The sequence below is a fragment of the Nostoc sp. JL33 genome, assembly GCF_017114985.1.
Taxonomy (GTDB): Bacteria; Cyanobacteriota; Cyanobacteriia; order Cyanobacteriales; family Nostocaceae; genus Nostoc.
Genome location: NZ_JABXKP010000065.1, coordinates 18726 through 31383, shown reverse-complemented (window position 1 = coordinate 31383; position 12658 = coordinate 18726). Strand labels below are relative to the sequence as shown.

Annotated in this window: 13 protein-coding genes; 6 read left to right on the top strand and 7 right to left on the bottom strand. The window is 43.8% G+C overall.

What is annotated here, in order from left to right; all coding sequences use genetic code 11:
- Positions 1-518 precede the first annotated feature (518 nt).
- Together serA and prmA are read left to right on the top strand one after the other, a co-directional pair.
- Positions 519-2099 carry a phosphoglycerate dehydrogenase gene (gene serA / locus HWQ23_RS18615; protein WP_292830919.1) on the top strand — a complete coding sequence of 527 codons (1581 nt, stop codon included), beginning with the start codon at positions 519-521 and terminating at the stop codon, positions 2097-2099.
- Positions 2100-2221: 122 nt separating this feature from the next.
- Positions 2222-3142, top strand: a complete 921-nt coding sequence (gene prmA / locus HWQ23_RS18610; RefSeq protein WP_292830916.1) for a 50S ribosomal protein L11 methyltransferase — start codon at positions 2222-2224, stop codon at positions 3140-3142.
- An 85-nt stretch (positions 3143-3227) separates the two neighbouring features.
- Here prmA and HWQ23_RS18605 read toward each other — a convergent pair whose 3' ends face one another.
- The 5 genes from HWQ23_RS18605 to HWQ23_RS18585 all read right to left on the bottom strand — a co-directional run bounded on the left by HWQ23_RS18605 (position 3228) and on the right by HWQ23_RS18585 (position 6983).
- Complete coding sequence (locus tag HWQ23_RS18605; protein ID WP_292830913.1) at positions 3228-3563, bottom strand: hypothetical protein; 336 nt, start codon at positions 3561-3563, stop codon at positions 3228-3230.
- A 205-nt stretch (positions 3564-3768) separates the two neighbouring features.
- Complete coding sequence (locus HWQ23_RS18600) at positions 3769-4170, bottom strand: fasciclin domain-containing protein (protein ID WP_292830910.1); 402 nt, start codon at positions 4168-4170, stop codon at positions 3769-3771.
- 288 nt (positions 4171-4458) lie between these two features.
- Positions 4459-5775, bottom strand: coding sequence for an FADH(2)-oxidizing methylenetetrahydrofolate--tRNA-(uracil(54)-C(5))-methyltransferase TrmFO (gene trmFO / locus HWQ23_RS18595; protein ID WP_292830907.1), 1317 nt, complete (start codon positions 5773-5775; stop codon positions 4459-4461).
- A gap of 122 nt (positions 5776-5897) precedes the next feature.
- Positions 5898-6656: a Uma2 family endonuclease gene (locus tag HWQ23_RS18590; RefSeq protein WP_292830905.1), complete on the bottom strand. Its 759-nt coding sequence runs from the start codon at positions 6654-6656 to the stop codon at positions 5898-5900.
- 123 nt (positions 6657-6779) lie between these two features.
- Positions 6780-6983, bottom strand: a complete 204-nt coding sequence (locus HWQ23_RS18585) for a hypothetical protein (protein WP_292830902.1) — start codon at positions 6981-6983, stop codon at positions 6780-6782.
- 88 nt (positions 6984-7071) lie between these two features.
- Here HWQ23_RS18585 and HWQ23_RS18580 point away from each other — a divergent pair, with 88 nt between their 5' ends.
- On the top strand, positions 7072-7332 hold the full coding sequence (locus HWQ23_RS18580) for a DUF6888 family protein (RefSeq protein ID WP_292830899.1): 261 nt from the start codon (positions 7072-7074) through the stop codon (positions 7330-7332).
- Positions 7322-7567 carry a DUF6887 family protein gene (locus HWQ23_RS18575; RefSeq protein ID WP_292830896.1) on the top strand — a complete coding sequence of 82 codons (246 nt, stop codon included), beginning with the start codon at positions 7322-7324 and terminating at the stop codon, positions 7565-7567. The genes HWQ23_RS18580 and HWQ23_RS18575 overlap by 11 nt, the downstream gene beginning before the upstream one ends.
- 276 nt (positions 7568-7843) lie before the next feature.
- Here HWQ23_RS18575 and panB read toward each other — a convergent pair whose 3' ends face one another.
- Both panB and HWQ23_RS18565 read right to left on the bottom strand, forming a co-directional pair.
- The gene (gene panB / locus HWQ23_RS18570; protein ID WP_292830893.1) at positions 7844-8614 is read right to left on the bottom strand and encodes a 3-methyl-2-oxobutanoate hydroxymethyltransferase; all 771 of its coding nucleotides are present in this window, start codon (positions 8612-8614) and stop codon (positions 7844-7846) included.
- Between the two features lie 99 nt (positions 8615-8713).
- Positions 8714-9820 carry a ligand-binding sensor domain-containing protein gene (locus tag HWQ23_RS18565; protein WP_292830890.1) on the bottom strand — a complete coding sequence of 369 codons (1107 nt, stop codon included), beginning with the start codon at positions 9818-9820 and terminating at the stop codon, positions 8714-8716.
- 854 nt (positions 9821-10674) lie between these two features.
- On the opposite strand from HWQ23_RS18565, the gene HWQ23_RS18560 reads away from it, so the two are divergent.
- Positions 10675-12105: a form I ribulose bisphosphate carboxylase large subunit gene (locus HWQ23_RS18560; protein WP_292830887.1), complete on the top strand. Its 1431-nt coding sequence runs from the start codon at positions 10675-10677 to the stop codon at positions 12103-12105.
- A 102-nt stretch (positions 12106-12207) separates the two neighbouring features.
- Complete coding sequence (gene rcbX / locus HWQ23_RS18555) at positions 12208-12615, top strand: RuBisCO chaperone RbcX (RefSeq protein ID WP_292830884.1); 408 nt, start codon at positions 12208-12210, stop codon at positions 12613-12615.
- Positions 12616-12658: the final 43 nt, after the last annotated feature.

Below are 12658 nucleotides of genomic sequence, written 5' to 3'. Positions count from 1 at the left end.
AGGAGCAAGAAAATTTATTTGATACCTAGATTCTAACTGTCACAATCCGATTATCTTGATGATGCAATGTTTTGCTTTGACTAAGGGGTACCACTTGTGGTATTAAGAAACAGGCAAGATTCGACAGATATAATAGTTACTGGCTCGTTTGGTGGTTGTGCAGAGTATTGCCTCAGCTAAAGTTGCAGCCCAGTCAAGAATGCAGGCGTTTCTACCTCACCAAGAAAGTTGCTTAAGCTGATAAAATTTTGGTAACTCTTAACGATTAATAAATATATAGGTGCTTAGTGCTATTCATGCTTTATATTTAGCGACAGGGTAGTACAAACAGCCACTCATATTCAAATACTTAGGAGGCAGTACCCATCGGAAGTAACTGATGCTTCGATACCATCAGCACACAGCGTAAGTAAAGGTTAAGTTGATATTAAAACGAATAATTTTTGCTGAATGGGACAGATAAAGACTAAACTGAAAAGTCTTGTGCAGCAAAACCTGTAGCTTTAAATGAAGTAATCATGTCTAAGGTTCTTGTCTCTGATTCTATTGACCAAGCTGGAATTGACATTCTTTCGCAAGTTGCTACTGTTGATGTCAAACTAGGTCTAAAACCAGCCCAACTGATCGAAATTATTGGTGAATATGACGCGCTGATGATTCGCTCTGGTACGCGCGTCACCCAAGAAATCATTGAAGCCGGCACCCAGCTAAAAATCATCGGTCGTGCTGGTGTGGGTGTGGATAATGTGGATGTTCCTGCTGCCACACGCCGGGGAATTGTGGTAGTCAATTCTCCAGAGGGAAATACAATTGCTGCCGCCGAACATGCGCTAGCGATGATTTTGGCTTTGTCTCGCCACATCCCCGATGCTAACGCTTCGGTGAAACGCGGTGCGTGGGATCGCAATAGCTTTGTCGGCGCGGAAGTCTACAAAAAAACTCTCGGCGTTGTCGGTTTGGGTAAAATTGGCTCCCATGTTGCCTCTGTAGCTAAGACAATGGGCATGAAACTCTTAGCTTATGACCCTTTTATTTCTACAGACCGAGCCGAACAACTTGGCTGTCAGTTAGTTGAGTTAGATTTACTCTTCCAGCAAGCAGATTATATTACGCTACACATCCCTAAAACCCCAGAAACCACCCACTTAATCAATGCCACAACCCTGGCAAAGATGAAACCCACAGCCCGGATTATCAACTGCGCTCGTGGTGGGATCATTGATGAAGTAGCTTTAGCAGCAGCTCTGAAAGCGGGTAAAATCGGGGGTGCAGCCTTAGATGTGTTCGAGTCAGAACCACTGGGTGAATCTGAGTTGCGATCGCTAGGCAAAGAAGTTATCCTCACTCCCCACTTGGGAGCCTCAACCGCAGAAGCTCAAGTGAATGTGGCTATTGATGTTGCCGAACAAATTCGCGATGTACTTTTAGGACTACCAGCGCGTTCAGCCGTCAACATTCCTGGACTCGGCCCCGACGTGTTGGAAGAACTCAAACCCTACATGCAACTAGCAGAAACTCTAGGTAATCTAGTCGGACAGCTAGCTGGCGGACGGGTGGAAGTACTCAATATTCGACTGCAAGGCGAACTAGCGACCAACAAAAGTCAGCCTTTGGTGGTAGCAGCCTTGAAAGGATTACTTTACCAAGCTTTGCGGGAAAGGGTAAATTACGTAAATGCCAGCATAGAAGCCAAAGAACGCGGAATTAGGGTGATTGAAACCCGCGATGCTTCGATTCGAGACTATGCCGGAACGCTTCATCTGGAAGCCACAGGTACTTTAGGTACTCATTCTGTCACAGGGGCGTTGTTGGGCGAGCGAGAAATCCACCTCACCGACGTTGATGGTTTTCCGATTAACGTTCCACCCAGCAAATATATGCTGTTTACCCTGCACCGTGATATGCCAGGGATTATCGGCAAACTTGGTTCCCTACTCGGCAGTTTTAATGTGAATATTGCCAGTATGCAGGTAGGTCGTAAAATCGTCCGTGGTGATGCAGTAATGGCTCTGAGTATAGATGACCCTTTACCAGAGGGCATTTTGGATGAGATTATAAAAGTCCCTGGTATTCGGGACGCGTATACGGTAACTCTTTAATTTTGGATTGCGGATTTTGGATTTTGGATTGGTAATGGCTAATTGCTCATTGTTTTTCGCATTGGTCACTAACCGTTACCTAGTCCCTAATCTAAAATCTAAAATCTAAAATCTAAAATTATATGGCAAACACCTGGTGGGAACTACAGATTTTATGTGAGCCAGACCTAGAAGATTTGATCTTTTGGCGACTGGAAGATTTTGGCTGTCGTGGTACAGCTAGTGAAAACAAAGAAAATTCATCTTTAGTAAGGGCTTATCTGCCGACAATTCAAACACAGCTACTAGATTTGGCAGCGCTGTCGCTGTGGCTGCGTCAAGATGCCCTCTGTCTCGGAGTTTCATCTCCCTCCCTGCAATGGCAGTTAATTAATGAGGAAGATTGGGCGACTAGCTGGAAACAATATTGGCATCCGCAAGAAATAGGCGATCGCTTCCTGATCAACCCCGCTTGGCTACCATTACCAGAAACAACGGAACGGTTAGTGATTCGTCTTGACCCTGGTGTAGCATTTGGTACGGGGAACCATGCCACGACTCAGCTATGTTTGGAATCCCTGGAAATGCGCCTAAGTGGAGTTCCTCAGTCATTTGTGGGTGCTAGTGGCAAACATGAACATCTGGTAATTGCGGATATTGGCTGTGGTTCTGGTATCCTTTCCATTGGGGCGCTGCTACTGGGAGCCGAGAAAGTCTATGCAGTGGATACTGACCCTTTAGCGGTGCAATCAACTATCAGTAATGGCGCCCTGAATGACATTAGCCCAGAACGTTTACTACCTGCACAGGGAAGTGTAGACCTTTTGACAAAACTAGTTGAGAAACCAGTGGATGGTATCGTTTGCAATATTTTGGCTGACGTGATTATTGAATTGGTTCCAGAAATGAGTGCGATCGCTAAACCTGAGACTTGGGCTATCTTCAGTGGTATTTTACTAGAACAATCTAAAGCTGTTGCTGACGCTTTAGAAAAAAATGGTTGGGTCGTTGCTACCCTGTGGAAACGCAAAGAATGGTGTTGTTTGAATGTCCGGCGTTCTTAATCCAGTGGATACTAGTATAGTGTGGCAGAAGTTTGCCTACCTTTAACAAGGGGCTTTAGACCCAATTTTTCGGTAAGTGTAGATTTCAGGCGTTGTTGGAAAGACTAGGGCTGTTACTGTAGCGTCTTTGAAAAAGAATTGCTGCCAAATTAGTCACTAAGCAGGTGATTGCTAGCCACAGCAAGATATAAGTAGGAGCCATCACCACGCCAATCAGAAACCAAGTATATACGTGCAGTATCATTATAGAAGCGAAAAAGCTAGCAATTCCAGCAGACTGCCACACTTGATGTGATGGGCGACGTAACGTTACCAGGCTGATTGTTAAAATTGTGACAAGCAAGTTCGCTGGTACGAGAAATGTACAAATACTTACGCAGTTGCCACGAGAGAACTCAGCTAAGGTGTTTAAATCGAGCATTAATTTCTTGGGATAGATGTTAGCGTTTTAAGAATTTGATTTATTGTATTTTAAAATAAAGAAACTTAAATTAACATATGAGTGAGTAATCACATTGCAAATATAACACAAATGAAACTATTGAGTTGCGTTTTGATACTACCAATAGTTAGTTAATTATAAAGATTTTGGATAAGTAGGGTGGAAAATACCCACCCTAACTGAATTAACCCGGTAAAATCACCGTATCGATAACGTGTACCACACCATTATCAGCTTCGATATCTGCTGCTAAAACTGTGGCATTTTTAACTTCAAAACCATCCGAAGAATGAATTTTAATCGGTGAACCTTCCACAGAATTAACCGTACCAAGTTGTGCCAAATCAGCCTGTCGTAGCTTTCCTGGAACGACATGATACTTTAGAATCCGCGTTAGCTGGGGGATATTCTGTAACAGAGTTTGGATAGTTCCTGCTGGTAACTTCGCAAAAGCATCGTCATTTGGTGCAAAGACAGTGAACGGCCCAGGACTTTTTAATGTTTCTACTAAACCAGCAGCTTGTACAGCCGCCACCAGTGTTTTAAAAGACTCAGCCGTAACTGCAATATCAACAATATCAGCCATATATCTTACCTAGAATCTCTGCAAAAGATTTTAAAGGATAATAAACCTATTTGAAGTTTTATTAAACAAAATAAAACTCATCGCTTCGTAAGTATAGATGTTTGACAAACACGCCTCCGCTATCGGTTTATCGAGGAAACTGAGTTTCTAACTCTTCTTTAGCTCCTAAAAAGCATCAGTAAGTGAATTTGAAAACTATAAATAATACAATCAAAACCGGATTGTGGGTACTGAAGGTATAGGGAATGAGAAATGGAGAGATGAGAAAATCTCAATACCCCATGCCGATTAATTATGATTAGCTTTCCAGTTTGCTAAGTCAGTTAAAGAGCGATCGCGGTAACGTCCATAACGCTCCTGCTTACTTTTGATTTTCGCACCCAATTCCGGAAAAATCCCAAAGTTGGGCGGCATTGGTTGGAAATGCTTCGGGGAAGCGGAACTAATAAATTCCAATAACGCACCCATCATTGTTGTTGGTGGTAAAACCAAAGCTTCTTTACCCAAAGCTAATCTTGCTGCATTAATTCCCGCCAAGCAGCCACCCGCAGCCGCCGCAGTGTAGCCTTCAGTACCAATCAACTGTCCAGCAGCTAACAATGTCGGACGCTCTTTAAATTGTAGAGTCGGATGCATTAACTGTGGAGCATTAATAAAAGTGTTGCGGTGCATCACTCCCAGCCGCACAAACTCTGCCTTTTCCAAACTGGGAATTAGCTGAAATATTCGCTTTTGCTCACCCCAGCGTAGGTTAGTTTGGAATCCTACCATATTCCACAGTTGACCGGCTTTATCTTCTTGTCGTAACTGCACCACAGCATAAGGACGTTCCCCGGTGCGAGTATCTGACAATCCCACTGGCTTTAGGGGGCCGTAGCGCATGGTATCTTCCCCGCGCTGTGCTAGTTCTTCAATTGGTAAACAAGCTTCAAAAAATTTCGCTGTTTCCCGTTCAAAACCTTTGAGTTCTGTTTGTTCCGCTTTACAAAGTTCTTCTCTAAACCTCAAATACTGCTGTTTATTCATTGGGCAGTTGAGATAAGCGGCTTCACCTTTGTCATAACGTGATGCCATAAAAGCAACGTCACGGTTAATCGATTCTCCCACAATAATCGGACTAGCGGCATCGAAAAAGCTGAGGTATTCCATCCCGGTAAAGCGGCGCAAATCTTCGGCTAAGTCGGGACTGGTTAAAGGGCCAGTTGCCAAAACCACAATTCCTTCTGGAATCGCAGACACTTCACCCCGGCGAAATTCAATTAAAGGATGATGTGCTAAAGTTTGAGTCAAGTCTTGGCCAAATTGTCCTCTATCGACGGCTAGCGCCCCACCAGCAGGTACGGCGTGTTCATCAGCTTTAGAAATGACGATCGAACCCAGTTGGCGTAACTCTTCGTGCAATAATCCCGCTGCGCGATCGCTTGCCATTGCCCCAAAGGAATTACTACAGACTAATTCTGCCAAATGTTCTGTATGATGAGCAGGACTGAAGCGTTTTGGACGCATTTCATGCAGAATTACAGGCACTCCAGCTTGGGCTATTTGCCACGCTGCTTCTGTCCCAGCTAGTCCACCTCCAATTACTTGTATCGGTTGTTGTTCCATAGTTAAATTTTTAGTTCCTATATCATAAGTATCCATCAGCATCAGCGCTAAGATGCATGAACAAATAGGGCGTTTTAGACATAGCCAGTAGCGACAGCATAACGCACCATCAACAGCAGCAATTACAAATTATCTGTGTCAATTCCCTTTTGTTTGAGTTTAGCTAACAATTCTTGATAGCGATCGCGCTCTTTTTCTAATTCTTGTGAAGCCGCTTCTAATTCTTGTGAAGCCGCTTCTAATTCTTGTAAAGCCGCTTCCTTTGCTTGGCGTTCTTGTTCTGCACGTTGGCGTTCTTGTTCCCGTAACTGGTCAATTTCTAAGGGGCTTAAAAACTTTTGTCCGGTGGAAGAAACAATTTCCAGGGTATCCAGTGTTAATGTAAAACGGATTCCCAAACGCGGACTTACCCAGCCATTCATCTCTTCGATAACTTCAAAACTATCCTCAGAACGGAGCAAGCCATTTAAATCGTTCTTCTCCGGATCATAAATATAATATTCTTCCACGCCGTAACGCTGGTAAAACTGCAATTTTTTGGTCATTTCTTTGAGAGTGTTACCTGGCGAGAGAATTTCAAATACTACCTGGGGAGGTATATTATCTTCATTCCACTGTAAATAGGAACTCCGTTTTCCTTTTGGTCTGCCAAAGACTACCATCGTATCGGGCGCTTGTTTAATATTAGGGTTTCCTTCAACTGGATACCAAAACAAATCTCCGGCGATAAATACATCAGCTGGCGATGCAAATAAGATTTCTAAATTTTCTTTAATTTTAACAATCCATGCAAATTGTTCTGTATTATCCGCCATTGGCTGTCCGTCGCTTTCTGGGTAGATGACTTCGATTGTGGTTTCTGGTGTGACTTGTTGTACCATTGCTGCACCTCCAAGTATGGGGTTTTTAGCTGAGATTTCTAGTTGAGATAGCGATCGCGTTAATATTGATTTTAGCTATAGATCCAGATTATCTTGATTGCAGATGCTAAGAAACTCTTCAAATTAATCATCAAGAGGATGCCAACTACTAATTGTCCAACGTCGTTGGGCAACAAGTATAACTGGATTATTCATTCGCAAGCAAACAATTGTCGCCCTACCAATAATAGTTAAACCTTCAACTTTTGTAGCATCAGAACTCCAAGTAAAATTATCAGACCATCTCTGTGTACGCGGATTAAATAGAGGCGTTGTTTCCCCAGTCAAAGGATCTATAGCTTCGGTTGAATCAGCTTTAAATTCATTGCAAGATATGTTGTGCCCCTACGATAAATCTATATGTATCAGGGTTTACGTGAAATGGTATAACAGGGTTTGTAATAAGTCGCCAAGGCTTACTATTATTTATGTCACAATTGAGGAACAGACAATCAACCCAACCAACGAACAAGCCTTAGCCAGCGTGCGTGTCTACCAGATGCTGTCTAATGGCTATCGCAACATCCAACTATTCCGTTTTAATGAACTCAAAGGATACATATACATTCTGGCAGGTGATGATATCCAAGTCATGATTTTTCCTAGTGGAGATTGGAGGTTTATCGATGAAACCTAATTTTGCAGAAATGTCTACAAAAAAACTAAAAGCCTATGTGCTTGCACATCGGGAAGATTTGGAAGCTTTAGATATATTAGTTAATCGTCGGACTCCTGATTCGGAAGCAACATTGTATGGGCCAATGGTGACAGCAGATGGTACACCCATAGAAGACAATATTCGCATCGCAGAAGAAGCAATTAGGCAACGCATTGAGCAAGCAAATCAAAACAAGCAAGATTCTCAAAGTTAAAGCTTATTCGTCTGGATTTGCACCCATGTCTCTCAGCCTTTGCGCCAAGCGTTCAGCCCGTTGTTGTGCTAATTGCCTTTGTTGTCTCTAGCTTCGCTCTCCAATATATCGGAGAGGGATTGAGGGTGAGGTAAGCTGTATGTTATTTAATTCTTATTCCTTAGTTCCTAGTACAGCACGGCGTAAATAGAGATACCATTCACAATCAGGGAAAAGCTGACAACACAAGCTTTTTGACTTTTGACTTCCGCCTTGCGGTACTAGTCCCTTTATTTATTATGGAAACTTTCGCTCTCTCACTTCCACAGCATAATCTTGCACGGCTTTAGTAATCGTCTCCCGCAAGTTTGTATAAACTTTGGCAAATGGTGGACGTTTCTCTGTAAGTCCGATGACATCTGAAGTAACTAAAACTTGTCCATCGCAGTGAATTCCTGCACCGATACCAATTGTCGGAATGCTCAATTGTTGTGTAATCTGCATTGCTAAATCTGCGGGGATATGCTCTAACACTAAAGAAAATACACCAGCTTGTTCTAGAGCGATCGCTTCATTGAAAATTCTTTCTCCCGTTTCCTGGCTCTTTCCCTGTTGTCGCAAACCGAGTTGATGTATTGATTGCGGTGTCAAACCTACATGACCCATTACCGGAATTCCGGCTTGTACTAAACGAGCCACAGTTTCGGCGATCGCTGGATAGCCACCTTCCAATTTTACCGCTTGAGCGCCCGTTTCCTTCAATACCCGCCCAGCTGAGTGCATCGCTTGCTGGAGACTTTCTTGATACGTCAAAAATGGTAAATCTACAACCACTAATGCGCGTTTAACCCCTCGACGCACAGATTTGGCGTGGTAGATCATCTCATCCAAAGTGATCGGCAGTGTTGTTTCATACCCTAGAACTACTGCCATAGAGTCACCCACAAGGATTAAGTCTACACCAGCTGCATCGAGGAGTTGAGCGATCGCATAATCCCAGGCGGTCAACGCCACAATTGCACGTCCCTGTTGTTTCCATTGAATTAATTGCTGGGTAGTGATTGCCATTTTTCTAGGTGGGGAGTAGGGAGTAGGGAGTAGGGAGTGGGGATTAGGGATTAGGAATTAGGGAATTTCACCACTCCCCACTCACCACTCCCCATTCCCTCATTTAACGACGCGACTGAAAGCAATATGGGGTTTTGCACTACGCATTTTGGGCATTAACCAAGCTAGACCTTCACTAGTACCAATCCATAATTTATTGCTAATGTCAGGTGCAAGGGCAAGAACCCGACTAGAAGGAAGTCCAGCAACTTCTGCATCTAACACAGCTCCTGTATTTGGATTTAATCGTAACAAACCATTATTAGTCCCGACCCAGAGACTACCATCTTTAGCAAAACGTACTACTGTCACGTTACGCCCACGCAAGCGAGTCACAGACCGCAACACTGCACCAGTTTTTGGGTTAATAACTAGCAAATTATTCGGCATTCCCGCCCAAATTAATCCTTCTGGACTAATAGCTAAAGCTTGTACAGTCGTCCCTGGTAAATCGGCTATCCGCTTCATAATCGCAGCACTACCAGTATTTACCCGCACTAATCCATCAAGGGTGCCAACCCACAGTTGACCTTCAGCATCTAAAGTCAGAGTGTTGGCGCTAACACCAGGCAGATTTTGTAATGTTGTCATAATCAAGCCTTGGTCGGGACTAATTAAAGCTAAACCATTATCAGTTCCAGTCCACAAATAACCCCGCTTGTCAAGTAACAGCGACAACACCCGTTTAGAAGGCAAAAATAAATTCTGTGCGGTAATTTCGTTAGTGCGGGGATCTACTCGTACTAGTCCCTCATAACTTCCCACCCACAAACGTCCTACTTTGTCTTGGGCTAAAGCACCAATGGCAATATTTGGTAAGCTAACACGAGAAATAATCTTGCCAGTTTTAGGATCAATCCGCGATAGTCCCCGCCCAGAACCTACCCAAAGATTGCCTGTTACATCTGCCAGTAAGTTACCCACACGATAATCAGTTTGTCGAGAATGTTCTTGCACTTCTTGATCATTGGGCAAGGGTTGCACTCGCGGTGGCGGTGGGGAAGGTGGGTAAGTAGGGGTTACATCAGATGAATTAATGCTAGGGGTTTTTTGTGCCCATCCCATACTAGGCAAAGCTATCAACCCCAACAAGATAGAAGTAATCAATAAACTAGTACGCTTGTAAAACAATACCACGGTGACATTTCCTTTGGAGACAGTACCCATAGCCACTACCTAAACTCGCTTTGGGTTAATTCCAGTGTTCCCTTAGCTGGGATTTTTTAAACGTCATAGGCAATTTTTCTCAAATTTAATGCTATTGGGCAAAACAGTTCCTCTTTTTTGAGTTCCAGTTCCCATTTCTCAGTAAAGAAGCAAGATTTCCCACCCAGCACAGGCTAAACAACAGCTATCCGCTAACAGCACAACTCCCCCACCCCGAAAAGCTTCGTTACAGTTATTCATCAAACTTTGTAAACTTTTTGTTACAAAATCTTTAAATCTTTATGTGATAACAAAATTAAATAGATAAGTTAAAAACTTTCAAAGAATAACTTATCAAATTCTTGATATATTGTGAGACAAGATACAAATTACGTGGTGTGCAATTCTTTTTTCTTTCGCTCATTACTCTGCTAATATCTGTGTCAAGTAGATTCTTTTGTGGTATCTTTTCCATCAGTGGGGAAGATAGAAGGAGTGTAGAGGCGGGAATGTGTGGCAGCCAGCCCAATCCCCTGAAGACCCTGATTTGTAAGGGCATTATCTAAATGCTGCCCGCAAAACTCGGAAGTTTTGGTGAAATTGAGAAGGTTTAGTCAGGTGGGGAGAAAAGGTAAAAAAGAATTTTGACTCGTAGGAACAGGGAACAGTAAAGCGCTAGGTCGTGTACCTCTAGAAGGTGAGAACACTGCTGAAGAGGATTACCGCCGCGAAAAACTGTACCCTCTGCCAAAAGCAACCCTTAAAAAAAATTTTCCTGAGCTTCTTGCCTCTGAAGGGGGGAGGAGCGGGGTAAGGAAAAGTTGCAAGAACGTGATTTGATAAGTAAAAAGACTGACTTCTGGGAAGGATAAAATATGTCTTACGCGCAAACGAAGACTCAGAGCAAAACTGGGTATAAAGCCGGGGTTCAAGATTACAGACTAACTTATTACACACCCGATTACACACCGAAAGATACAGACATTTTAGCGGCATTCCGTGTTACGCCCCAGCCCGGAGTTCCCCCCGAAGAAGCAGCTGCGGCTGTTGCGGCTGAGTCTTCCACAGGTACTTGGACAACTGTGTGGACAGACTTGCTCACCGACCTAGATCGCTACAAAGGTCGTTGCTACGACATCGAACCAGTTCCTGGTGATGACAACCAATTCATCGCCTACATTGCTTATCCTTTGGATTTGTTTGAAGAAGGCTCTGTAACCAACATGTTGACCTCGATTGTGGGGAACGTATTTGGTTTTAAAGCCTTGCGGGCACTGCGTCTAGAAGACTTACGGATTCCTGTAGCTTACCTGAAGACCTTCCAAGGGCCTCCCCACGGGATTCAAGTTGAGCGTGACAAGTTAAACAAATATGGTCGTCCTTTGCTGGGTTGTACAATTAAGCCCAAATTAGGTCTTTCGGCTAAGAACTACGGACGTGCTGTATACGAGTGCTTGCGCGGTGGTTTGGACTTCACCAAAGACGACGAAAACATTAACTCCGCTCCATTCCAACGGTGGCGCGATCGCTTCTTGTTCGTATCTGAAGCTATTACCAAAGCTCAAGCTGAAACCGGTGAAATCAAAGGTCACTACCTAAACGTTACCGCCCCCACCTGTGAAGAAATGCTGAAGCGGGCTGAGTTCGCTAAAGAACTCAAACAGCCCATTATCATGCATGACTACCTGACAGCAGGCTTCACCGCCAACACTACATTGGCTCGTTGGTGTCGTGACAACGGTATTCTGTTGCACATTCACCGCGCTATGCACGCCGTTATCGACCGTCAAAAGAACCACGGTATCCACTTCCGCGTTTTGGCTAAAGCACTACGGATGTCTGGTGGTGATCACATCCACACCGGAACAGTGGTTGGTAAACTCGAAGGTGAACGCGGTATCACAATGGGCTTCGTTGACTTGTTGCGTGAAAACTACATTGAACAAGACAAGTCTCGCGGTATCTACTTTACCCAAGACTGGGCTTCTCTACCTGGTGTAATGGCAGTTGCTTCCGGTGGTATCCACATCTGGCACATGCCTGCACTCGTAGAAATCTTTGGTGATGACTCCGTGCTGCAATTTGGTGGTGGTACTCTCGGACATCCTTGGGGTAATGCTCCTGGTGCTACAGCTAACCGCGTAGCTTTAGAAGCTTGCGTCCAAGCTCGTAACGAAGGTCGCAACTTGGCTCGTGAAGGTAACGATATTATCCGCGAAGCCGCTAAGTGGTCTCCTGAATTGGCCGTTGCTTGCGAACTGTGGAAAGAAATCAAGTTCGAGTTTGAAGCTATGGATACCGTCTGATAAAAAGTTAGGAGTTAGAAGTTAGGAGTTAAGAGTTACATTAATTCATAATTCATAACTCTTAATTTCTTAACTCATAACTGTTGACGGCTGGGGTCAAGCATGAATCTTAAGCAAATTGCAAAGGACACAGCCAAGACTCTCCAAAGTTATCTGACTTATCAGGCTCTAAGGACAGTCTTGGTACAGCTAGGCGAAACGAATCCTCCATTAGAACTTTGGCTGCATAACTTTTCGTCTGGCAAAATTCAGAATGGTGAATCATACATTGAGCAACTGTTGCAAGAAAAACCAGATTTGGCTTTGCGAATCATGACTGTCAGGGAACACATTGCCGAAGAAATCATCGAATTTTTACCGGAAATGGTTCGCACTGGCATTCAGCAAGCCAACATGGAACAGCGTCGCCAGCATTTAGAACGCATCACCCGAATAGACGCATCAAACCCCAGTCTGCAACCAGAACAGCAAGCAACTTCAGATCCGAATTTAGATAACTTATCGAATTAGTTCGGTCAACCTAGTAGTAAAAAATCACAACCCATTATCAAAA